General features: G+C 70.9%; 26 protein-coding genes and 1 pseudogene. 11 read left to right on the plus strand and 16 right to left on the minus strand.

What is annotated here, in order from left to right; translation table 11 throughout:
- The first annotated feature begins 43 nt into the window (after nucleotides 1–43).
- From H295_RS0117475 to H295_RS0117485, 3 genes are all read left to right on the plus strand, one after another.
- Nucleotides 44–223 carry a DUF6104 family protein gene (locus H295_RS0117475; RefSeq protein ID WP_003992906.1) on the plus strand — a complete coding sequence of 60 codons (180 nt, stop codon included), beginning with the start codon at nucleotides 44–46 and terminating at the stop codon, nucleotides 221–223.
- A gap of 167 nt (nucleotides 224–390) precedes the next feature.
- On the plus strand, nucleotides 391–1,341 hold the full coding sequence (locus tag H295_RS0117480) for a DUF4097 family beta strand repeat-containing protein (RefSeq protein WP_020136628.1): 951 nt from the start codon (nucleotides 391–393) through the stop codon (nucleotides 1,339–1,341).
- 1 nt (nucleotide 1,342) lies between these two features.
- On the plus strand, nucleotides 1,343–2,443 hold the full coding sequence (locus H295_RS0117485; RefSeq protein ID WP_020136629.1) for a PadR family transcriptional regulator: 1,101 nt from the start codon (nucleotides 1,343–1,345) through the stop codon (nucleotides 2,441–2,443).
- A 108-nt stretch (nucleotides 2,444–2,551) separates the two neighbouring features.
- Here H295_RS0117485 and H295_RS0117490 read toward each other — a convergent pair whose 3' ends face one another.
- From H295_RS0117490 to H295_RS0117505, 4 genes are all read right to left on the minus strand, one after another.
- Entirely contained in the window at nucleotides 2,552–3,103 is a 552-nt protein-coding gene (locus H295_RS0117490) for a Clp protease N-terminal domain-containing protein (protein ID WP_020136630.1), read from the minus strand.
- Entirely contained in the window at nucleotides 3,103–3,312 is a 210-nt protein-coding gene (locus H295_RS0117495; protein ID WP_007384656.1) for a helix-turn-helix domain-containing protein, read from the minus strand. The genes H295_RS0117490 and H295_RS0117495 overlap by 1 nt, the downstream gene beginning before the upstream one ends.
- Nucleotides 3,313–3,411: 99 nt before the next feature.
- A complete protein-coding gene (locus H295_RS0117500; RefSeq protein WP_020136631.1) occupies nucleotides 3,412–4,377 on the minus strand; it encodes a zinc-binding dehydrogenase in 966 nt (321 codons plus the stop codon).
- Between the two features lie 515 nt (nucleotides 4,378–4,892).
- Nucleotides 4,893–6,116 (minus strand): NAD(P)-dependent malic enzyme, encoded by a 1,224-nt coding sequence (locus H295_RS0117505; protein WP_020136632.1) that lies wholly within the window; start codon nucleotides 6,114–6,116, stop codon nucleotides 4,893–4,895.
- A gap of 655 nt (nucleotides 6,117–6,771) precedes the next feature.
- Between H295_RS0117505 and H295_RS0117510 the strand changes: the two genes are divergently transcribed.
- The 3 genes from H295_RS0117510 to H295_RS0117520 are packed head-to-tail and all read left to right on the plus strand — an operon-like array spanning nucleotide 6,772 to nucleotide 9,466.
- A complete protein-coding gene (locus H295_RS0117510) occupies nucleotides 6,772–7,731 on the plus strand; it encodes an ABC transporter substrate-binding protein (RefSeq protein WP_020136633.1) in 960 nt (319 codons plus the stop codon).
- A gap of 32 nt (nucleotides 7,732–7,763) precedes the next feature.
- Nucleotides 7,764–8,708 (plus strand): amino acid ABC transporter permease, encoded by a 945-nt coding sequence (locus tag H295_RS0117515; RefSeq protein ID WP_020136634.1) that lies wholly within the window; start codon nucleotides 7,764–7,766, stop codon nucleotides 8,706–8,708.
- Nucleotides 8,705–9,466 (plus strand): amino acid ABC transporter ATP-binding protein, encoded by a 762-nt coding sequence (locus H295_RS0117520; protein ID WP_020136635.1) that lies wholly within the window; start codon nucleotides 8,705–8,707, stop codon nucleotides 9,464–9,466. The genes H295_RS0117515 and H295_RS0117520 overlap by 4 nt, the downstream gene beginning before the upstream one ends.
- 57 nt (nucleotides 9,467–9,523) lie before the next feature.
- Here H295_RS0117520 and H295_RS0117525 read toward each other — a convergent pair whose 3' ends face one another.
- A complete protein-coding gene (locus tag H295_RS0117525; RefSeq protein WP_020136636.1) occupies nucleotides 9,524–10,282 on the minus strand; it encodes a class I SAM-dependent methyltransferase in 759 nt (252 codons plus the stop codon).
- Between the two features lie 99 nt (nucleotides 10,283–10,381).
- On the opposite strand from H295_RS0117525, the gene H295_RS0117530 reads away from it, so the two are divergent.
- Nucleotides 10,382–11,011 carry a CGNR zinc finger domain-containing protein gene (locus H295_RS0117530; protein ID WP_020136637.1) on the plus strand — a complete coding sequence of 210 codons (630 nt, stop codon included), beginning with the start codon at nucleotides 10,382–10,384 and terminating at the stop codon, nucleotides 11,009–11,011.
- Here H295_RS0117530 and sodX read toward each other — a convergent pair.
- On the minus strand, nucleotides 10,915–11,352 hold the full coding sequence (gene sodX, locus H295_RS0117535) for a nickel-type superoxide dismutase maturation protease (RefSeq protein ID WP_020136638.1): 438 nt from the start codon (nucleotides 11,350–11,352) through the stop codon (nucleotides 10,915–10,917). The two genes, H295_RS0117530 and sodX, sit on opposite strands and share 97 nt — an antisense overlap.
- Nucleotides 11,353–11,497: 145 nt before the next feature.
- On the opposite strand from sodX, the gene sodN reads away from it, so the two are divergent.
- Entirely contained in the window at nucleotides 11,498–11,893 is a 396-nt protein-coding gene (sodN, locus tag H295_RS0117540; RefSeq protein ID WP_020136639.1) for a superoxide dismutase, Ni, read from the plus strand.
- A gap of 142 nt (nucleotides 11,894–12,035) precedes the next feature.
- On the opposite strand, the gene ppk2 is transcribed toward sodN, so the two are convergent.
- The 3 genes from ppk2 to H295_RS0117555 are packed head-to-tail and all read right to left on the minus strand — an operon-like array spanning nucleotide 12,036 to nucleotide 14,344.
- Nucleotides 12,036–12,908, minus strand: a complete 873-nt coding sequence (ppk2, locus tag H295_RS0117545; RefSeq protein WP_020136640.1) for a polyphosphate kinase 2 — start codon at nucleotides 12,906–12,908, stop codon at nucleotides 12,036–12,038.
- A 26-nt stretch (nucleotides 12,909–12,934) separates the two neighbouring features.
- Nucleotides 12,935–13,168 (minus strand): hypothetical protein, encoded by a 234-nt coding sequence (locus tag H295_RS0117550; RefSeq protein WP_020136641.1) that lies wholly within the window; start codon nucleotides 13,166–13,168, stop codon nucleotides 12,935–12,937.
- A 21-nt stretch (nucleotides 13,169–13,189) separates the two neighbouring features.
- Nucleotides 13,190–14,344, minus strand: a complete 1,155-nt coding sequence (locus H295_RS0117555) for an inorganic phosphate transporter (protein ID WP_020136642.1) — start codon at nucleotides 14,342–14,344, stop codon at nucleotides 13,190–13,192.
- A 116-nt stretch (nucleotides 14,345–14,460) separates the two neighbouring features.
- Between H295_RS0117555 and H295_RS0117560 the strand changes: the two genes are divergently transcribed.
- The 3 genes from H295_RS0117560 to H295_RS0117570 are packed head-to-tail and all read left to right on the plus strand — an operon-like array spanning nucleotide 14,461 to nucleotide 16,042.
- On the plus strand, nucleotides 14,461–14,856 hold the full coding sequence (locus tag H295_RS0117560) for a helix-turn-helix transcriptional regulator (RefSeq protein WP_020123529.1): 396 nt from the start codon (nucleotides 14,461–14,463) through the stop codon (nucleotides 14,854–14,856).
- A 9-nt stretch (nucleotides 14,857–14,865) separates the two neighbouring features.
- Complete coding sequence (locus H295_RS0117565; protein ID WP_020136643.1) at nucleotides 14,866–15,279, plus strand: VOC family protein; 414 nt, start codon at nucleotides 14,866–14,868, stop codon at nucleotides 15,277–15,279.
- A gap of 19 nt (nucleotides 15,280–15,298) precedes the next feature.
- The gene (locus H295_RS0117570) at nucleotides 15,299–16,042 is read left to right on the plus strand and encodes a VOC family protein (RefSeq protein WP_020136644.1); all 744 of its coding nucleotides are present in this window, start codon (nucleotides 15,299–15,301) and stop codon (nucleotides 16,040–16,042) included.
- Here the strand turns inward: H295_RS0117570 and H295_RS0117575 are convergent.
- From H295_RS0117575 to H295_RS0117600, 7 genes and pseudogenes are all read right to left on the minus strand, one after another.
- Nucleotides 16,029–16,256, minus strand: a complete 228-nt coding sequence (locus H295_RS0117575) for a hypothetical protein (RefSeq protein WP_234021631.1) — start codon at nucleotides 16,254–16,256, stop codon at nucleotides 16,029–16,031. The two genes, H295_RS0117570 and H295_RS0117575, sit on opposite strands and share 14 nt — an antisense overlap.
- Entirely contained in the window at nucleotides 16,253–16,576 is a 324-nt protein-coding gene (locus tag H295_RS47970) for a DUF952 domain-containing protein (protein ID WP_234021635.1), read from the minus strand. Before H295_RS47970 ends, H295_RS0117575 begins: the two co-directional genes overlap by 4 nt.
- 12 nt (nucleotides 16,577–16,588) lie before the next feature.
- Nucleotides 16,589–17,800: pseudogene (locus tag H295_RS43320) on the minus strand (RNA polymerase sigma factor); the annotation flags it as partial.
- Nucleotides 17,797–18,210 carry a YciI family protein gene (locus tag H295_RS0117585; protein WP_020136647.1) on the minus strand — a complete coding sequence of 138 codons (414 nt, stop codon included), beginning with the start codon at nucleotides 18,208–18,210 and terminating at the stop codon, nucleotides 17,797–17,799. The gene H295_RS0117585 and the pseudogene H295_RS43320, both read right to left, overlap by 4 nt.
- Nucleotides 18,211–18,327: 117 nt before the next feature.
- On the minus strand, nucleotides 18,328–18,546 hold the full coding sequence (locus tag H295_RS0117590; protein WP_020136648.1) for a hypothetical protein: 219 nt from the start codon (nucleotides 18,544–18,546) through the stop codon (nucleotides 18,328–18,330).
- An 89-nt stretch (nucleotides 18,547–18,635) separates the two neighbouring features.
- Nucleotides 18,636–19,232 carry a GNAT family N-acetyltransferase gene (locus H295_RS0117595; protein ID WP_020136649.1) on the minus strand — a complete coding sequence of 199 codons (597 nt, stop codon included), beginning with the start codon at nucleotides 19,230–19,232 and terminating at the stop codon, nucleotides 18,636–18,638.
- Between the two features lie 173 nt (nucleotides 19,233–19,405).
- Nucleotides 19,406–20,479 (minus strand): family 2 encapsulin nanocompartment cargo protein polyprenyl transferase, encoded by a 1,074-nt coding sequence (locus H295_RS0117600; RefSeq protein WP_020136650.1) that lies wholly within the window; start codon nucleotides 20,477–20,479, stop codon nucleotides 19,406–19,408.
- Nucleotides 20,480–20,547 lie beyond the last annotated feature (68 nt).

Consider the following 20,547-nt stretch of genomic DNA (forward strand, 5'->3'; position numbering starts at 1 on the left):
AGGGGTGCGGCCCGGCCGTTTGAGCGCACTTATCCTTGACGGCATGTACTTCACGGACCGTGGCATCGAAGAGCTGGAGAAGCGGCGCGGCGAGGAGGAGGTCACCTTCGAGTGGCTGGCCGAGCAGCTGCGGACCTTCGTCGACCTCAATCCCGACTTCGAGGTGCCGGTGGAACGACTGGCCACGTGGCTGGCCCGCCTGGACGACGAGGACGACGAGTAGGGCCACGGTGGTGTGCGGGGCGCTCCTTCGGGGGCGCCTTTTGCGTTGTGCCGTGCGTCCACGGCCGTCCCCTCCCCCGAAAGAGTGCCTTGACTTTCGAGGTCCACGATATATCGTGAATTGCAGGAGACGCGATATGGCGCGTTGCTACGGGGAGGTCTACCACCATGTCCGAGTGGTCCGTCACTGAGCCCAGCAAGCTCACCTTCGACGAGCCCGTCCGCGAACTTCACGTACGCATCGTCAACGGAACGGTGAACGTGGTGGGCACGGACGAAGGTTCCGCCCGCCTGGAGGTCTCGGAGATCGAAGGCCCGCCCCTGATCGTCACCCAGGAGGCAGGCACCCTGACCGTGGCGTACGAGGACCTGCCCTGGAAGGGCTTCCTCAAGTGGCTCGACCGCAAGGGCTGGCGGCGCAGCGCGGTCGTCTCCCTCGCGGTCCCGGCCGAGACCCGCGTCGAAGTGGGCGTGGTCAGCGCGGGGGCCGTGGTGTCCGGGGTGCGCGGCCCGTCGGTGGTGAAGGGGGTCAACGGCGACACGACCCTGGTCGGCCTGTCGGGGCCCGTCCGCGCCGACACCGTCTCCGGGAACCTGGAGGCCCAGGCCGTCACCGGTGACCTGCGCTTCAACTCGGTCTCCGGAGATCTCACCGTCGTGGAGGGCTCGGGCTCCTCCGTGCGGGCGGACTCGGTCAGCGGCTCGATGATCGTGGACCTCGACCCGGAGGGCCCCACCGACGTCCGGCTGACCAGCGTCTCGGGCGAGATCGCCATCCGGCTGCCCCAGCCGGCGGACGCGGAGGTGGAGGCCAACACCGCGAGCGGGACGATCTCCAACGCCTTCGACGGCCTGCGGGTGCACGGCCAGTGGGGCGCCCACAAGGTCACCGGCCGCCTGGGCGCCGGCACCGGAAAGCTCCGCGCCACCACCGTCTCCGGCTCCATCGCCCTGCTGCGGCGCCCGGCCCGGGAGGACGAGGAGGAGCCGTGGGACAGTGCGCCGGGGGACAATCCCCTTTCCGGCCAGGACGAGAGCCCCACGCCCACGGACACGTCCACCCCCACGGACACGTCCACTCCCCCGGCCGACGGCACGACCGACAAGAAGGTGCTCTGACATGCCCCCCGTCTTCGCCCACGGCCGCCTCCGCCTCTACCTGCTGAAGCTGCTGGACGAGGCCCCGCGCCACGGCTACGAGGTGATCAGGCTCCTGGAGGAGCGTTTCCAGGGCCTGTACGCCCCCTCGGCGGGCACCGTCTACCCCCGCCTCGCCAAGCTGGAGGCCGAGGGGCTGGTCACCCACACCACCGAGGGCGGCCGCAAGGTGTACGCCATCACGGACGCGGGCCGCGCCGAGCTGGCCGACCGCAGTGGTGAACTGGCCGACCTGGAGCTGGAGATCCGCGAGTCGGTCGCCGAGCTCGCCGCCGAGATCCGGGCCGACGTACGCGGCGCGGCGGGCGACCTGCGGCGCGAGATGCGGGCGGCGGCCACCGAGGCCCGCCGGGGGTCCGGCAGCGCCGGCAAGGGCGCCGGCGCCGAGTCCGAGGGCCCCTTCGGCGACTTCACGGAGTACGGCGACAAGGAGTCGTGGCGGGCCGCGAAGGAGGAGATGCGCCGGGTCAAGCAGGAGTGGAAGGAGCAGGCCCGGCGCGCCAAGGACGAGAGCCGCCGGGCCCGTGAGGAGGCCCAGCGGGCCCGCCGCCAGGCCAAGGAGGCCCAGGACCGGGCGCGGGAGCAGGCCCAGGAGGAGGTGCAGCGCATCGCCCGCCGTGTCCAGGAGCAGGTGCAGGACCACTTCGCACGCGGCGACTGGCCGACGGGGGTGCGCGAGGGACTGACCGAACTGGCCAAGGAGTTCGGCGAGTTCGGGAAGGACTACGGCAAGGAGTTCGGGAAGGACTTCGGCTTCGGCCAGGGCGGCGCGAAGCCGGAGAAGGCCGGGAGGTTCGAGAAGACCGAGGGCTCGGCACCGGGCCCGGACTACTCCCGCACGCCCGAGGACTTCCCCGCCGAGTACGAACCGTCCTGGGCCCACGAGGACTCCACCGGCAACCCGGCCCGCGACCTGGACCGGCTGCTGGACCGCTTCCGCGACGACGTCCGGGACGCGGCCCGCGACCACGGCATCACGGCCGACCAGCTCCGCGACGCCCGCCGTCACCTGTCGACGGCGGCGGCGCACATAGGAGCACTGCTGCGGGCCCCGAAGGCGTGACCGGCCCGGCGTCGGGTGGTACGGCTCGGGCAGGCGGTACGGCTGCGGCCGGCGACACGGCTCCGGCGCCGCCGGCCGGACCGTACCGCCGGAGCGGGCAACCCCCGCTCAGCCGGCCTTCGCCGCGCCCCCGCCGTACAGGACGCGCGTCACCGCCTCATGGGTCACCCCGTGGTCGGCGAGAACCTCACCGGACACCCCCGGCCTGACCGTCAGCGCCAGCAGGATGTGCTCGTCGCCGATGTGCCGGTCCCGGCGGGCCACGGCGATGCGCAGGGCCTTCTCCAGCGTCTCCTTGGCGCCCCTGCCGAAGGGGCGCCGCCGTCCGGGCCGGGGCCCCTGCCCGCCGCCGTCCATGGCGCCGGCCCCGTGCGCTTCCTCCACCCGGGCGACGATCTCCGAGACGTCGATGCCGAGCCCGGCCAGGGCCTCGGTGTCCGCCTGGGACAGTCCGGCCCGCCGCCGGGCCTGACCGAGCGCCTGCCGTACGGCGTCCCCGCGCTCCGTGAGCCCGAGGGCGAAGGAGGCCCGGCTGCCCTCTCGGTCCAGCAGGGCGAGGAGCAGGTGCTCGGCGTCCACGGACCCGGCCCCGGCCTCCTCGGCGTGCTCGACGGCGCCCGTGACCACGGCCCGGGCGTCCTTGGTGAACCGCTCGAACATCAATGCCTCCCGTACTTCTTGTGCACGGCCTGCCTGCTCACACCGAGTTCGGCGGCGATCTCCTGCCACGACCAGCCCTGATTGCGCGCACTGCGCACCTGCACCGACTCCAGCTGCTCCAGCAGCCTGCGCAGCGCGGCGACGGCACGCAGTCCGACGCGGGGGTCGCGGTCACCGGCCCGTTCGGCGAGATCCGTTGCTTCGGTCATGCTGTCAACCTACATTGACAGCCGACAGGTGTCAACCGTGGTTGACGCACGCAGACGGCCGGCCCCCGAGGGGACCGGCCGTCTGCAAAGGGACAAGGATCAGCTGTTGGTGAGCACGACCTTCCCGAAGAGGTCACCGGCCGCGATCCGCTCGAACCCCTCACGGGCACGGTCCATGGGCAGCACCTCGTCGATGACGGGACGCACACCGGTGGCGGCGCAGAAGGCGAGCAGATCCTCCAGCTCGTCCTTGGTCCCCATGGTCGACCCCACGACCTTGAGCTCCAGGAAGAAGATCCGGGTCAGCTCGGCGTGCGAGGGACGGTCGCCGCTCGTGGCGCCGGAGATGACCAGCGAGCCGCCGGGCTTGAGCGACTTCACCGAGTGCGACCAGGTAGCCGCGCCCACGGTCTCGATGACGGCGTCCACCCGCTGCGGCAGCCGCGCCCCGGACTCCAGCGCCTCCACGGCGCCCAGCTCCACGGCACGCTTCCGCTTGGCCTCGTCCCGGCTCGTGGCGAAGACCCGCAGCCCCGCGGCCTTCCCGAGCACGATGGCCGCCGTGGCGACACCACCGCCGGCGCCCTGCACGAGCACGGAGTCACCGGGCCGTACGCCCGCGTTGGTGAAGAGCATCCGGTACGCCGTCAGCCAGGCGGTGGGCAGACAGGCGGCTTCGGCGAAGGACAGCTCCTTCGGCTTGGGCAGCACGTTCCAGGTCGGCACGGCGACCCGCTCGGCGAACGTCCCCTGATAGTGCTCCGTGAGGATGGACCGCGGCTCCTTGGGCCCGACACCGTGCCCGCTCTGCCCGATGACGGAGTGCAGGACGACCTCGTTGCCGTCCTCGTCGACCCCGGCGGCGTCACAGCCGAGGATCATCGGCAACTTGTCCTCGGCGAGGCCTACGCCGCGCAGGGACCAGAGGTCATGGTGATTCAGGGAAGCGGCCTTCACATCGACGACGCTCCACCCCGAACGGGCTTCGGGGGCCGGACGCTCCCCCAACTCCAGTCCCGAGAGCGGGTTGTCGCGGTCGATGCGGGCGGCGTAGACAGCGAACATGACCTTGACGATAGGGTCCCCCGACGACACGGGGAACCGAGACGCGTTGTGACACGTGCCGCAGAGCGCTGCGCTGGGCTTGAGCCGGGCGCCTAGGAGGGTGCCGGGTGCGGTTGTCGGGCGGCTTGAGGCCCGTCGTGGCTGGTCGCGCAGTTCCCCGCGCCCCCGCTGCGCTGGGCTTGAGCCGGGCGCCTATGAAAGTGCCCGGTGCGGTTGTCGGGCGGCTTGAGGTCCGTCGTGGCTGGTCGCGCAGTTCCCCGCGCCCCTGGGGAGTTGCGGCCGGCCTGCGCTACGACGGGACCGCCCGCCCCCACCGGACCGCAACGGGCCGCCGCAGGCCCCCCGGGGCGCGGGGCTGCTGTATCGCTATGCGGCTCCGCCGCGTGGGCGCAAAACGCCCGCCCCCACCGACCCCGCAGCCAAACAGACGACCCGACCGGCCCAACCCACAGGCAAAAAATGGCCCCGCCCGAGCGACATCGCCCGGACGGAGCCACACTCCCCGCAGAAAAGGCTCAGCGGCGAGCAACCCCCTCCGCCCGAGCCGCCGCGGCAACCGCCGCCGTGACCGCCGGAGCAACCCGCTCGTCGAACGGCGACGGGATCACATAGTCCGCCGCGAGGTCGTCACCGACGACAGAGGCCAGCGCCTCCGCCGCCGCGATCTTCATGCCCTCGGTGATCCGAGAGGCCCGCACCTGGAGCGCCCCCGCGAAGATCCCCGGAAACGCCAGCACGTTGTTGATCTGGTTCGGGAAGTCGGACCGCCCGGTCGCGACGACGGCCGCGTACTTGTGCGCGACCTCCGGATGCACCTCGGGATTCGGGTTGGCCATCGCGAACACGAAGGCCCCCTCCGCCATGGAGGCGACGGCCGATTCCGGCACCGTCCCGCCCGACACCCCGATGAAGACGTCGGCGCCGGCCAGGGCGGACTCCAGCGACCCCGACAGACCGGCCTTGTTGGTGAACCCGGCCAGCTCCCGCTTGACGGACGTGAGGTCGTCCCGGTCCGCGGACACGACACCACGCCGGTCGGCGACCGCGACGTCCCCGAGGCCCGCCTCGACGAGCATCTTGGCGATGGCGACACCGGCCGCCCCGGCCCCGGAGATCACCGCACGAAGATCCCCGATGGCCCGCCCGCTCAGCCGCGCGGCGTTCCGCAGCGCGGCCAGCGTCACGACGGCCGTGCCGTGCTGGTCGTCGTGGAAGACGGGAATGTCGAGCCGCTCCTGGAGCCGCCGCTCGATCTCGAAGCACCGGGGAGCCGAGATGTCCTCGAGGTTCACACCGCCGAAGGACGGCGCGAGACGGACCACGGTCTCGATGATCTCGTCGACGTCGGTGCAGGCAAGCGCGAGCGGAACCGCGTCCACCCCGCCGAACTGCTTGAACAGGATCGCCTTGCCCTCCATCACCGGGAGGGAGGCCTCGGGCCCGATGTCACCGAGCCCCAGCACGGCCGTGCCGTCGGTGACGACGGCGACGACCGACGACTTCCACGTGTAGTCGTGGACGAGGTCCGGCTGCTCGGCGATGGCGCTGCACACCTTCGCCACGCCGGGCGTGTACGCGAGGGACAGGTCGTCCTTGTCACGGACGGGCACGGTGGCCTGCACAGCCATCTTGCCGCCGCGGTGCAGCGCGAACGCGGGGTCGAAGGAATCGAGGGGCTCCGCCCCGCCGTCCTGGCCCGTATCGCTGTCGCTGCGAGGATTGACGATCTCCGCTGCCACTTTGTTGTACCCCTTAGGTCTTCATGGTTTGAGGGTGGCCGCTCCTGATTGAGGAGCGGGCGGGCACCGCGCACGGCCCTGGTCGTGGACCCATACGGATACGTACGGGCCGCTGCGCGACGGGCGCGCCGCACACGCGCCCTGAGCCCCGGATGAGGGGTGTAAAGAACCTTCTTACCGGACGAACGGCGTCGAGGACGAGTCCAGTACGGCCAAGGTCACACGCCTCAGCGCAAATCGATCATCGATCATCGGAGGGCGGTGACATGAATCATGGATCGGCATCCGGACAAACCGTCAGAGGCCCCTTGACGATCACCGGAGGGCCACTCGGGGCGACACGGACCCACTCCGTACGGGTCGTCCGCCCCGCGAGCGGCACCGAAGATCTTGCGGCCGGAATGCGAGATTCCCGTAGATGGTCCGGCCGTGATGTACGGACATGGTCCGGTTCGGGGGTCACCCGTTATCCGATTTTGACATGACCGTCTCCCTGAATGGTCCAGTCCGAATGGCAAGATGCCGTCATCACACGAGGTCGCGACACTCGAAGACGTGTGCTCTCGTCGACCTGAGGAATGAAGGCAGTCCGCCGAACCTGTCGGCGGCCGCCCCGCCCATCGGCAACTCCACCCATCCGCCGGAGGAACCCAAAATGACCGCAAGCACCACCCGTCGTACGACCGCCGCGCGCACCAGGACAGCCGCGGTAGGCGCGATCGCGGTCGCAGGCGCCCTGATCCTCACCGGTTGCGGGGACCAGACCAACAGCGGCTCGGACAGCTCCAGCTCCGCCTCCACGTCCTCCGCCCCGCTGGCGGACAAGCTGCCCAAGGAGATCCGCGACAAGGGCGTCATCAAGGTCGGCTCGGACATCGCGTACGCACCGGTCGAGTTCAAGGACAGCACCGGCAAGGTGGTCGGCATCGACCCGGACCTCGCCGACGCCATGGGCAAGCAGCTCGGCGTGAAGTTCGAGTTCGAGAACGGCACGTTCGACACCCTGATCACGGGTCTGCGCTCCGACCGGTACGACATCGCCATGTCGGCGATGACGGACACCAAGGACCGCCAGGAGGGCGTCGACTCCGACACCGGCAAGAAGGTCGGCGAGGGCGTCGACTTCGTGGACTACTTCACGGCCGGTGTCTCGATCTACACCCAGAAGGGCAAGAACACCGACATCAAGACGTGGTCGGACCTGTGCGGCAAGAAGATCGTCGTGCAGCGCGGCACCGTGTCCGAGGACCTCGCCAAGTCCGAGTCGAAGAAGTGTACGGGTGGCAAGAAGATCGCCCTGGAGTCCTTCGACAACGACCAGCAGGCCCAGACCCGCCTGCGCGCGGGCGGCGCGGACGCCGGTTCCTCCGACTTCCCGGTCGCCGCGTACGCCGTGAAGACCTCCGGCGGCGGCAACGACTTCCAGCTCGTCGGCGAGCAGGTCGAGGCCGCACCGTACGGCATCGCGGTCGCGAAGAAGGACACCCAGCTGCGCGACGCGCTCAAGGCCGCCCTCGACGCCATCATCAAGAACGGCGACTACGACAAGGTCATCAAGAAGTGGGGCGTCGAGGCCGGCGCGGTCACCCAGGCCACCGTCAACGGCGGCAAGTGATCGCGGGCAGAGTCCGCTGAAAGGCAACACCGGTGACTGTTGACATCGACAAGACGGACGGGCCGGCGGACACCCCGCCGACCCGCCCGGAGGCCATCAAGGCCATCCCGGTCCGTCATTACGGGCGGTACGTCTCCGCCGTGATCGCGCTCGCCGCACTGGGCGCCATCGTCTACGCGTTCTCCCAGGGCAGGATCAACTGGGGCGCGATCCCTGACTACTTCTTCAACGACCGCATCCTCAGCGGCGTCGGCAAGACGCTGCTGCTCACGGTGCTGTGCATGCTCATCGGCATCGTCGGCGGCATCCTGCTGGCGGTGATGCGGCTGTCGAAGAACCCCGTGACCTCGTCCGTCGCCTGGTTCTACATCTGGTTCTTCCGCGGTACCCCGGTCCTGGTCCAGCTCATCGTCTGGTTCAACCTGGGCCTGGTCTTCGAGTACATCAACCTCGGGCCGATCTACAAGGACGAGTGGTCGCAGTTCATGACCCCGTTCCTGACGGCACTGCTGGGTCTCGGCCTCAACGAGGCGGCGTACATGGCGGAGATCTGCCGGGCCGGTCTGCTCTCGGTCGACGAGGGCCAGACCGAGGCGTCGCACGCGCTGGGCATGAGCCACAGCAAGACGCTGCGCCGGATCGTCATCCCGCAGGCGATGCGCGTGATCGTGCCGCCCACGGGCAACGAGGTCATCAACATGCTGAAGACGACCTCGCTGGTGTCCGTGGTGCAGTACTCGGAACTGCTCCGCGTCGCCCAGGACATCGGGCAGACCTCCGGTGCGCCGGCCGAGATGCTGTTCCTCGCTGCCGCCTGGTACCTGGTGCTGACCTCGGTCTTCAGCGTGGGCCAGTACTACCTGGAGCGGTACTACGCCCGCGGCTCCAGCCGCATGCTCCCCAGCACGCCGTTCCAGAAGATCAGGGCGAACCTGTTGTCCCTGTCGAACCGTTCGTCGGCGGGAGGCACCGCATGACCGCCATGGTGAAGGCCGAGGGCGTCCACAAGTCCTTCGGTCTGGTCGAGGTGCTCAAGGGCATCGACCTGGAAGTGAAGCAGGGTGAGGTCTTCTGCCTCATCGGCCCCTCGGGCTCCGGCAAGTCGACCTTCCTGCGGTGCATCAACCACCTGGAGAAGATCAACGCCGGCAAGCTCTACGTCGACGGGGAGCTGGTCGGCTACCGCCAGAAGGGCGACAAGCTGTACGAGCTCAAGGACAGCGAGGTCGCGCTGAAGCGCCGGGACATCGGCATGGTCTTCCAGCGTTTCAACCTGTTCCCGCACATGACGGCGCTGGAGAACGTCATGGAGGCTCCGGTCCAGGTCAAGGGCGTGAGCAAAGGCCAGGCCAGGGACCGTGCCGGGGAGCTCCTGGAGCGGGTCGGACTGGCCGACAAGGCCGGAAACTACCCGTCCCAGCTCTCCGGCGGCCAGCAGCAGCGCGTCGCGATCGCCCGGGCCCTGGCGATGGACCCGAAGCTGATGCTCTTCGACGAGCCGACCTCGGCGCTGGACCCGGAGCTGGTCGGTGACGTCCTCGACGTCATGCGCGACCTCGCCGAGTCCGGTATGACGATGGTCGTCGTCACCCACGAGATGGGCTTCGCGCGCGAGGTCGGCGACAGCCTGGTCTTCATGGACGGCGGCGTGGTCGTCGAGTCCGGCGACCCCCGCGAGGTCCTGACGAACCCTCAGCACGAGCGCACGAGGTCGTTCCTGTCGAAGGTGCTCTAGCGGTACGACGACGAAAGGGGCGGTACGACGGTGTCGTGCCGCCCCTTTCGCGTGCCCCTACTTCAGCGCGAGCACCAGCGTGTCCGACGGTGAGCTCCACACCGGGCGCGCCTCGGCGAAGCCCCGTTCGCGCAGGACGCGGGCGTGCCACTGGGCCGACGGGGTGTCGCCGTCCGCGTGTTCGCCGTAGATCTCGAAGCGCCTTGCCGTGGGGCCCGCGAGGACGGGGTCGGCGGCGGCGACCTCCCACCAGGCGGCCCAGTCGAGGACGCCGTTCTGCCGGGCCCGTTCCATGTGCGCGTGGCGCTGCGCGCGTTCGGCCGTGTTGATCCGGGGCGTGGACTCGTCGACCATGCGGTCCGCGTTCATGAAGACGCCGCCGTCGCGGACGAGTTCGGCGATCCGCCCGTAGAGGACCGCGAGGGGTTCGCTGTGCAGCCAGTGCAGGGCCGTGGCGGTCAGGACGGCGTCGTAGGAGTCGTGCGGCAGCTCCGCGGCCCAGTCCGGGTCCTTGAGGTCGGCCGTCACGAAGGTGACCCGCCGGTCGCCCGCGAAGGTGCCCTCGGCGATGGCGAGGAGCGCCGGGTCGAGGTCCACGCCGGTGCTGGTGGCCTCCGGGAACCGGGCGAGCAGCCTGGCCGTGATACTTCCTGTGCCGCACGCGAGGTCCAGCACGCGCGGCCGGGGTCCGACGAGGGCCTCGACCATGTCGAGCATCACCCGGAACCGCTCCTCGCGGTCCGGCATGTACCACTCCTGCTGCCGGTCCCAGCTCTCCTGCCAGGCCTGCCAGTCGGTTCCGACACCGGTCGTCATCAAAGCCCCCTGTCCCGTCATCGCCGTAATACCCTGGAAGCACGATCAGCTGTTACCCGACCGCATCCCGACGATAGAACGCCTCCGTAAGGACTACAAGTGGAACTGGCCTATTACTCGGACTACGCCGTACGTCTGGTCAACAGCGAGGACCCGGCCCGCGGCCAGGACTCCCTGACCTCCGTCGAGGCCGTCCGCGATCTGTTCGGTGCCGGACAGGAGGCGGGCCGGCGGGCCACGGACGCCGACGTGACCCGCTTCCGCTCCGTCCGGGCGCGGCTGCGGGCGGTCTTCGAGGCGGCGGACCAGGGCGACGAGACCCTCGCGGTGAACCTGCTGAACTCGCTGCTCCTGGAGTTCCCGGTGAGCCCGCAGATCTCCGGGCACGACTTCCGGGACGACGACGGCCGCCCGCTGTGGCACATGCACCTCGCGGACCACCCCTCCAACGCGACGGCGGGCTACGCGGCCATCGCCGCGATGGGCCTGGCCTTCCACCTCACCGAGTACGGCGTCGACCGGCTCGGCCTGTGCGAGGCCGCACCCTGCCGCAACGCCTACCTCGACACCTCCACCAACCGCTCCCGGCGGTACTGCTCCGACCGCTGCGCCACCCGCGCCAACGTGGCCGCCTACCGGGCCCGCAAGCGCCTGGAGGCCGACCGGTCGGCGAACAGCGGCCGCACCGCGGACACCGCCCAGCGCACGGCGGCCAGCGGCGAGCGCTGACCGGGCCTGAGCGGCCGGTACCTGAGCCGGGCCTTCCCCAGCACGAGGTCCTCGGGTACGACGCCGTAGTCCGTGCTGTCGCCGCCCGCGAACGCGTTGTCGCCGAGCACCCACCAGCCGCCCTCGCGACGCTCCACGGCCCGCTTGACGACGAGCAGGTCCTGCTGGAACGGATGCCTGAGGACCACGATGTCGCCGATCCCGACCCTGGCCCCCCAGTGCACGACGAGCTGGTCCCCGTGCTGGAGCGTGGGCACCATCGACGGCCCGGTCACCTCGGCCACCCCGAGGAAGGGCAGCAAGGACCTCCCCCGCTCGGTCTCCTGCGACAGCTCCGGCATCCCCGGCACCTCCCCGGTACGTTCATCCACCAGTCTCAGTCTGACCCCGGACTTTTGTCCTAAGCCCATGGGGGCACTCGCGAATTCGGCTCTCCCAGGGAGTAATGTCGCACCTGAGAAGACGATCACGAGGAAGGAATGCTCCATGCTTTCCCGCCTGTTTGCCCCCAAGGTCAAGGTCAGCGCACACTGCGACCTGCCCTGTGGTGTGTACGACCCGGCCCAGGCCCGCATCGAGGCGGAGTCGGTGAAGGCCGTGCAGGAGAAGATGGCCGCCAACGACGACCCGCACTTCCAGGCGCGTGCCACGGTCATCAAGGAGCAGCGCGCCGAGCTCGCGAAGCACCACGTTTCCGTGCTCTGGAGCGACTACTTCAAGCCCCCGCACTTCGAGAAGTACCCGGAGCTGCACCAGCTGGTCAACGACACCCTGAAGGCCCTCTCGGCCGCCAAGGCGTCGACCGACCCGGCGACCGGCCAGAAGGCCCTGGACTACATCGCCCAGATCGACAAGATCTTCTGGGAGACCAAGAAGGCCTGACCCACGGCCTGCTCCGCCTGGTCGGCGATCGGTGCACCATCGCGGATCCGAAGGCGGCCGAAGGGGCCCGGACGGTTCACCGTCCGGGCCCCTTCGTGCTGTTCTGACCACAGGACGCGGCCACCTCTGCGCAGCGAGCCCCTCAGTGCTCCCCCGCCTCCAACAACCCCGCCGCCGCGCCCACGATCCGCGGGTCCGGGGTGCCGACGACCTCCTCGTCCTTGTCGGAGTAGTCGAAGCGGGCCAGGACGCTGCGCATGGCCTCGACGCGGGCGCGCTTCTTGTCGTTGCTCTTGACCACCGTCCAGGGGGCGAACTGCGTGTCCGTCTCGCGGAACATGGCGACCTTGGCCGCGGTGTAGTCGTCCCAGCGGTCCAGGGAGGCCAGGTCCATGGGGCTGAGCTTCCACTGCCGTACGGGATCTATCTGGCGGATCGTGAAACGGGTGCGCTGCTCCCCCTGGGAGACCGAGAACCAGAACTTCAGCAGGTCCACGCCGTCGTCCACGAGCATCCGCTCGAACAGCGGGGCCTGCCGCATGAAGCGCCGGTACTCGTCGTCCGTGCAGAAGCCCATGACCCGCTCCACACCGGCCCGGTTGTACCAGGACCGGTCGAACAGCACGATCTCGCCGGCGGTCGGCAGGTGTTCGACGTACCGCTGGAAGTACCACTGCCCGCTCTCGCGCTCGGTCGGCTTCTCCAGCGCGACCACCCGGGCGCCACGGGGGTTCAGGTGCTCCGTGAAGCGCTTGATGGTGCCGCCCTTGCCGGCCGCGTCCCGTCCTTCGAAGACGATGACCAGCCGGCGTCCGGTCTCCTTGACCCAGCTCTGGAGCTTCAGCAGTTCGATCTGCTGGAGCCGCTTGTGCCAGTCGTACTCCTTGCGCTCCATGCGGTGCTGGTAGGGGTAGTTCTCCCGCCAGGTGTCGATCGGGCCGCCGTCCGGGCGGATGAGCACGGGGTCGTCGGGATCGGTGTAGTCGACCTTCAGGTCGGTCGGCAGAGGCGTCATCCTGGGTCCCCTCTCGTCTCGATGGGTCAGTGGAACTGCGGCACGATCAGGTAGATGCCGTACGCCACCACCGCCGCGCAGGCCAGGAAGCAGAGGCCGGCCTGGGCGGCGCCGAGAGTCGACGTGCTTCCGCCATCCTCCCGCGCTCCCTCGAATCGGGCGAGGCCGAGTACCCCGAGTGCGAAGACGACGACCACGGCGACGGTGACGCCGACGCTCACCGCGGTGACCTGGCCGAGTGCGGACCAGTCGATGCTCATGACAGGAACTCCTGGGGAGGCTCAGGCGGCCGTGCGGACACGGGCCGGCGGCTCGGTGCGGAGGGTGACCTCGTGGGTGTCGTTGACGTTGTGCGCGCTCACCGGGTTGCGGCGGGACAGCAGCACGATGCCCCCGGCGACGGCCACGCCGACCAGGGCGACGACGACGGTGCCGAGGTTGCCGCCGTGCTTGACCGCGCTCGCGGACAGGCCGCCCACCAGCGCGGCGGCGGGCAGGGTGATCAGCCAGGCCAGGACCATCCGGCCGGCCACGCCCCAGCGGACCTCGGCGAGTCGCCGGCCGAGGCCCGCGCCGAGGATGCTGCCGGAGGCGACCTGGGTGGTGGACAGCGCGAAGCCGAGGTGGGCGGAGGTCAGGATGACCGCCGTGGACGCCGTCTCGGCGGCGAAGCCCTGCGGGGACTGGATCTCGGTGAGCCCCTTGCCCATGGTGCGGATGATCCGCCAGCCGCCGAGGTAGGTGCCGAGACCGATCGCGAGGCCGGCGGAGGCGATGACCCACACCGGCGGACCGGCGTCGGGGCCGAGCGCGCCCGCGGAGATGAGGGTCAGCGTGATGACGCCCATGGTCTTCTGGGCGTCGTTGGTGCCGTGCGCGAGGGAGACGAGGGACGCGGAGGCGATCTGGCCGAGCCGGAAGCCCTTGGTCACCGAGTCCCTGCGGGCGCGGGCGGTCAGCTTGTAGGCGAGGTAGGTGGCGAGCAGGGCCGCGAGACCCGCCACCACGGGGGAGGCCACGGCCGGGAGCAGGATCTTCTCGACGACCTTGTCGAAGTGCACGCCGTGCTGGCCCGCCCCGACCCAGACCGCGCCGATCAGCCCGCCGAAGAGCGCGTGCGAGGAGCTCGACGGGAGACCGATCAGCCAGGTCAGCAGGTTCCACAGAATCGCTCCGACCAGCCCCGCGAAGATCATCCCGGGTGAGACGAGGGTGTCGTCCACGATGCCGCCGGAGATCGTCCTGGCGACCTCGGTCGACAGGAAGGCGCCCACGATGTTGAGGGCGCCGCTCACCAGGACCGCGGTCCTCGGTTTCAGTGCGCCGGTCGCGATGGACGTCGCCATCGCGTTGGCCGTGTCGTGGAATCCGTTGGTGAAGTCGAAGGCCAGAGCCGTGACGATGACGACCGCCACGAGGAACGTGATGTGGTCCATGCCCTCATGGGAGCAAGCGCTTCCGTACGGGAGACGAACGCGAGGCAAAGCCCGTTCCAGGTCCACGCACCCGGACGGTGAGCATCGTGCGATGCTGGCGTGATGGTGAGCGTCTCATGGTGAGCGTCGAGGACCTGGTGCGGCTGCGGCAGGCGCGGGACCGAATGGACCGCGAGTACACCGAGCCGCTGGACGTGCCCGCGCTCGCCCGGACCGCGCTGATGTCCCCCGGCCACTTCCAGCGCAGCTTCCGCGCGGAGTTCGGGGAGACGCCGTACGGCTATCTCATGACCCGGCGCATCGAGCGCGCGAAGGCGCTGCTGCGGCGGGGCGACCTGTCGGTCACCGAGGTCTGCATGGCGGTCGGCTGCACCTCCCTCGGTTCCTTCAGCTCGCGCTTCACCGAACTGGTGGGGGAGACGCCGAGCGCCTACCGCGCCCGCACCCACGAGGAGATCGCCGGGATCCCGCCGTGCGTGGTCCGCAGGCACACCCGGCCCCGGCGGGCCTAACGTGAACCCATGGACATCAGACTCAAGAACTGCTTCATCGCCGTCGACGACCATGACAAGGCGATCGCGTTCTACCGGGACGTCCTGGGCATGGAGGTGCGCAACGACGTCGGGTACGAGGGGATGCGGTGGGTGACGGTCGGCTCGCCGCTCCAGCCGGACCTGGACATCGTCCTGGAGCCCCCGGCGGCGGATCCGGACGCGTCCCCCGCGGACAAGGAGGCGATGGCCCGGCTGCTGGCGAAGGGGCTGTTGCGGGGAGTCAACTTCACGACCACGGACTGTGACGCGTTGTTCGCGCGCGTCCGGGAGTCCGGGGCCGAGGTGATCCAGGAGCCGATGGACATGCCGTACGGGGTGCGGGACTGCGCGTTCCGGGACCCGGCGGGGAACATGCTGCGGTTCATGCAGGTGCCGAAGTAGAGCCGCCTACGATCACCGCATGACTACCCGCTGGACTTACGCCTTCGTGGACCGGCCCGTCCCCCGCTTCGCCCAGGCCTGCGACTTCTGGGCCGGCGTCACGGGCACCCGCCTGTCCGGGTTCCGCGGTGAGCGGCGGGAGTTCGTCACGCTGCTGCCCGCCGAGGGGACCGACGCCTGCGTCAAGATCCAGGCCGTCGCCTCCGGGCCCGGCGGTGCGCACATCGACTTCTGCGTCGACGACGTACGGAAGTTCGCGAGGACGGCAGAGGCGCTCGGCGCGCATGTGGTCGCCGATCAGGGGACGTTGGTGGTACTGCGCTCCCCCGCGGGCCAGTTGTTCTGCGCCGATCCCTGGCGGGGGCAGTCGGCCCGCCCGCCGGTGTTCCGGGGCGCCCGGCTCGACCAGGTCTGCCTGGACCTCCCCCCATCCCTGTACGAGGCCGAAGTCGCCTTCTGGACCGCTCTGTTGCCTGACTGGGAGTCCTTCCCCGGCTCGCTCCCCGAGTTCCACGTGCTGAGGCCGCCGGCCGGTTTCCCCGTCCGCATCCTCCTCCAGCGCCTGGAGGAGGAACGCCCCGCCTCCGCCCACCTGGACCTGGCCTGCGCGGACGTCGGGGCGACACGGGCCGAACACGAGCGCCTGGGCGCCGAGTTCGTCGCCGAAGGCAGGAGCTGGACGGTGCTGCGGGACCCGGCGGGCGGCCTGTACTGCCTGACGGGCCGGGATCCGGAGACGGGCGGGCTCCCTAGCCGACGGTGACGATCAGGCAGTCGCTCCGGCCCTGCTTGTCGGGGGTGGCGTCGGCGCACGCCGACCTCCACCCGTCCGGCAGCGAGGGCGTCGGACTGCTCCGCTCCCAGACGTAGGGCCCCGGCGGCTCGGCGGAGTCCTGGAGCCACAGCGTCAGCGCGCCCGCGACGACCACGAGAACCGCCCACACCAGCAGGGCCCAGCGCCATAAGCGACCGGTCACCCCCACGGCTCCACGTCCACGACCGCCGCCACCGGAAGCGGGCCGTAGATGTGCGGGAACTCCTCGGCGCCGGGCTCGGGGGCCTCGTACTTCAGGGGTACGTCGAGGAGTGCGGGGTCGATGACGAGGACCACCAGGTCGGGCACGTCGGCGAAGAACGCGGCGGCCGTGCGCGGCAGCTGCTCGCGGGTCGAGCAGTGGATGAACCCCTCCTCCTGGAGGGTGCGGCCGCGCGTGGAGATCTCGTACGTGCCCTTGGCCCGGGCCTCCTCCCACAGGGAGCGTTCGGTGATGTGCACGATGGGCTGCGTTGTGGACATGCCGTCACGGTACGGCCTGAGCCGGGCCGCCCGCGCCTGCAAGTACCGCTGCTCGGGCAGGCTCAGCGTCCTGGCCGCCGCCGACTCGTAGGCGGCCCGGGCCTCCTCGTGGGCACCGGAGCGCTCCAGCAGGTGCCCGCGCACGGCGTCCAGCCGGTGCCCCAACTCGTCGGGCAGCCGGTCCAGTTCGGCGAGCCCCGCCTGCGGCCCGTGGACCATGGCCACCGCGACCGCCCGGTTCAGCCGCTCCACGGGCCCGGGAACCAGCCGTACGAGAACGTCGTAGAGCCCGAGGATCTCCCGCCAGTCGGTCTCCTGTGCCGAGGGTGCCTCGTCGTGCACGGCGGCGATGGCCGCGCGGATCTGGTAGGGCCCGGCACGGTGGCGGGCCAGCGTCCGGGTGACCAGGGCGACGCCCTCCCCGATCGCCGCCCTGTCCCAGCGGGCGCGGTCCTGTTCGTCGAGGGGGACGAGGTCGCCGTCCGGGCCGGTGCGGGCGTCACGGCGGGCGTCGGTGAGGAGCATCAGGGCGAGCAGGCCCGCGGTCTCGCAGTCGTCGGGGAGGAGCCGGTGGACCGTGCGGGTCAGCCGGATCGCCTCGCCGGCGAGGTCGCGCCGCTGGAGCGCGGGTCCGGAGGTCGCCGTATGGCCCTCGTTGAAGATCAGGTAGAGGGTGTGCAGGACCGCGGGCAGCCGCTCCTCCCACCGGTCGGGACGTCCGAACCGCACGCCCCGCACCTTCTGCTTGGCCCGGCTGACGCGCTGCGCCATCGTCGCCTCGGGGACGAGGTGGGCCCGGGCGATCTCCGCCGTGGTCAGACCGCCCACCGCACGCAGGGTGAGCGCGATCTGCGCGGACGCGGTGAGGTCCGGATGGCAGCACAGGAACAGCAGCGACAGGGTGTCGTCCTCGCGCGGCGCACGGTCGGCGACGGCCGTGACCCGCAGGTCCAGCGCCGCCGCCCGCTCCTCCCGGGCCCGCCGGGCCTCCTCCGCTCGCAGCGCGTCGGTCAGCCGCCGCGAGGCCACCCTGATGAGCCAGCCACGCGGATTGTCGGGCACCCCCGCGTCCGGCCACTGCCCGGCCGCGGCCAGCAGCGCCTCCTGTACGGCGTCCTCGGCGGCGTCGAAATGTCCGTACCGCCGGACCAGCGCGCCGAGGACCTGCGGCGCGTGCAGCCGCAGCAGGTCCTCGATCGCGGTGGTCCCCGGCACGGGTCTCAGATGTCCCCGGCGCCGTCCAGGATGGGCCGGATCACGACCGGGTACTCGGGGGCGCCGGCGGGCTGGGGGCACTGGGTGATCCGCTCGGCGATCTCCGTGACCCGCTCCAGGCTCTCGCACTCCAGGACCCAGTAACCGCACATGAGCTCCTTGGTCTCGCCGTACGGGCCGTCGGTGATCACCGCCTTGCCGTCCGCGTCCCGGCTGACGTGCCGGATCTTCGCGGGCTCCGCGAGGCCCTGGGCGTCGAGGAACTCTCCGGTCTCGGAGAGGTCGTTGTTGATGGCGCCCATGAAGGCGTACATCGCCTGGATCTCCTGCTCGCCCCAGACGGGGGACTGCTCGGAGCCCTTGCCGCGCATGGCCTCGTAGTCGGCCTGCGTCGCCTGCACCATCACCAGGTACTTCATGATTCCGCTCCTTCGGCGTCGATCGGCTCGGCCACCCGGGGTGGGCGGCTCTCACAGGGGACGTCGGAGCCGGGGACGGATTCTCGACAGGGCTCGGGAAAATTCTCCGGACCAGGTTCAGGAAGGGTTTCCGGCGGGTGCGCCGCCCTGCTCCTCGCCATGTCCGCCGTGCCCCTCGCCGGGGTCGGCGACCTGGTCGGCGCAGGCCGGGCACTCGGGGTTGTGGCACGGGCCGCCCGTCCACACGGGGACCCATGCGCCGAGGGTCTTGTGACGCCGTACGACGGTCTCGACCGGCTGCCCGCAGACGGGACAGACGCGTTCGTCAGTGCCCATGCCCTCAGGGTAGGGCGAAGGGGGGCGTGGCGCTCTGTGCCTAAAGGGTCGTTCCTGGGCCGTGGCGCGGCACCCGGACCGTTCCGGCCCTACCGCGGGGTACCCGGTTCGCGCCACATCGGCCACATCAGGGGGCCGTCGGGCAGTGCGAGCGGGCGTTCCACGAGGGCGAAGCCGAGGCGCTCGTACAGCACCCGGCTCCGCTCGCTGCTCGCTTCCAGGTAGGCCGGGATCCCCTCCCGGTCGCACCGCTCCAGCACCGACCCGATGAGCGCGCTCCCCAGCCCCTCCCCCTGCCGCCCGGGGGCCACGCCGATCATCCACAGGTACTCGTGCGCCCGCCCGGCGGGGTGCACCCCGGCCGTGAGCGTGCCGATCAGCTCGATCCGCTCGTTGTCCGGGTCCAGCGCCTCCCGCAACGCGGCGAAGCCGTCCTCCTCCTCGGCGCTCTCCGCCGGCACCGGCAGCCACAGCGCACACGCCGCCCCGTCCTCCGTCACATCGACCCGGCCCTCGGCCATCACGATGTCGACGAACGCGGCCATCAGCCGCGGATGCGTGGCACGGCGGTACTCCTCACCCGGGAAGATCCACCGGCTGACCGGATCGTCCTGGAAGGCCGAGTCCAGCAGCCGCGTGACCGGCTCCCGGTCGTCCGCGCCCGCCGTCCGTATCGCCACACCCATGCCTGCCCGCCCCTTTGGTCTCAACAGCCTCTGCTCGCAAGGTTGTTGAGCCTAACCGGTGAGCAGGCGGAAGCGGGCCCCGCACACCGTGGGGATGTGCGGGACCCGTTCCTACCGGAGCCTCGAGGGCCACGCGGGGTCAGGAACCGCGCGGCCCCCTCGCTCCGGCGTCCTCAACTGCTGCGCCGGGTCACGAACTCGGCGAGCGACAGCAGTCCGCCAGCCGCCTCCGGATCGGGCACCGCGCGGGCCAGGTGGCCCATCGCCCGAGCCATCCGGTCGGCCGCCTGCACCTGCGCCCAGTCCCGGCCCCCGGCCTCCTCCACGGCGAGGACCGTGCGCGCCAGGTCCCGCTCGTCGTACGGCGCCGCGTACAGCTCGGCCAGGTCCGCGGACGCCGCCGTGCCCGAGGTGAGCGCGGCGACCACCGGAAGGGACTTCTTGCGGGCGGCCAGGTCCGCGCCGGCCGGTTTGCCGGTGCGGCTCGGGTCGCCCCATATGCCGATCACGTCGTCGATGAGCTGGAAGGCGAGCCCGGCCTCCCGGCCGAAAGCGTCCATCGCCTCGACGTCCTCGGTGGACGAGCCCGCGTACAGCGCCCCGAGCGCACAAGCGCACCCGAGCAGCGCGCCCGTCTTCGCCTCGGCCATGACGAGCACCTGGTCGAGGGTGACCTCGCCGGGGCTCAGCCCCTCCATGGCGGTGTCCTCGTGCTGGCCCTCGCACAACTCGACGACGCATGAGGCGAGCCGGGCCGCGGCGGCACCGGCCGCGGGATGCGGATCCTCGGCCAGCAGCCGCAGCGCCAGCGCCTGGAGGGCGTCCCCGGCGAGGATCGCGTCCGCGTCGCCGAACACGGTCCAGGCGGTGGGGCGGTGTCTGCGGGTGGTGTCGCGGTCCATCACGTCGTCATGGAGCAGGGTGAAGTTGTGGACCAGCTCCACCGCCACGGCCGCCCGCACGGCCGCTTGCCTCGCCCGGTCCCCGCCGAGCGCCGTGGCCGCGGTGAGGACGAGGGCGGGCCGTATCGCCTTGCCGGCGTTGCCCGCGGCCGGGGTGCCGTCGGCGTGCTCCCAGCCGAAGTGGTAGAGAGCGACCCGGCGCAGGGACCGGGGCAGCGACTCCACCGCGCGGCGCAACGCGGGGTCGACCGCCGCCCGGACCCTCTCCAGGATCACGCCGGCCTCGTGCCCGTCGGCCGGGCCGGGCGCGGTCACCCGGTCCCCGGGGCGCTCCCCGGCGGGCACCCCCCTTCCCGCCTCGGCCGGCACCTCCGCCCGCCCCTCGACCGACGTGCCCGTCCATCCGGAAACCG

It is taken from the genome of Streptomyces sp. 351MFTsu5.1 (genome assembly GCF_000383655.1).
GTDB classification, from domain to species: Bacteria; Actinomycetota; Actinomycetes; order Streptomycetales; family Streptomycetaceae; genus Streptomyces; species Streptomyces griseorubiginosus.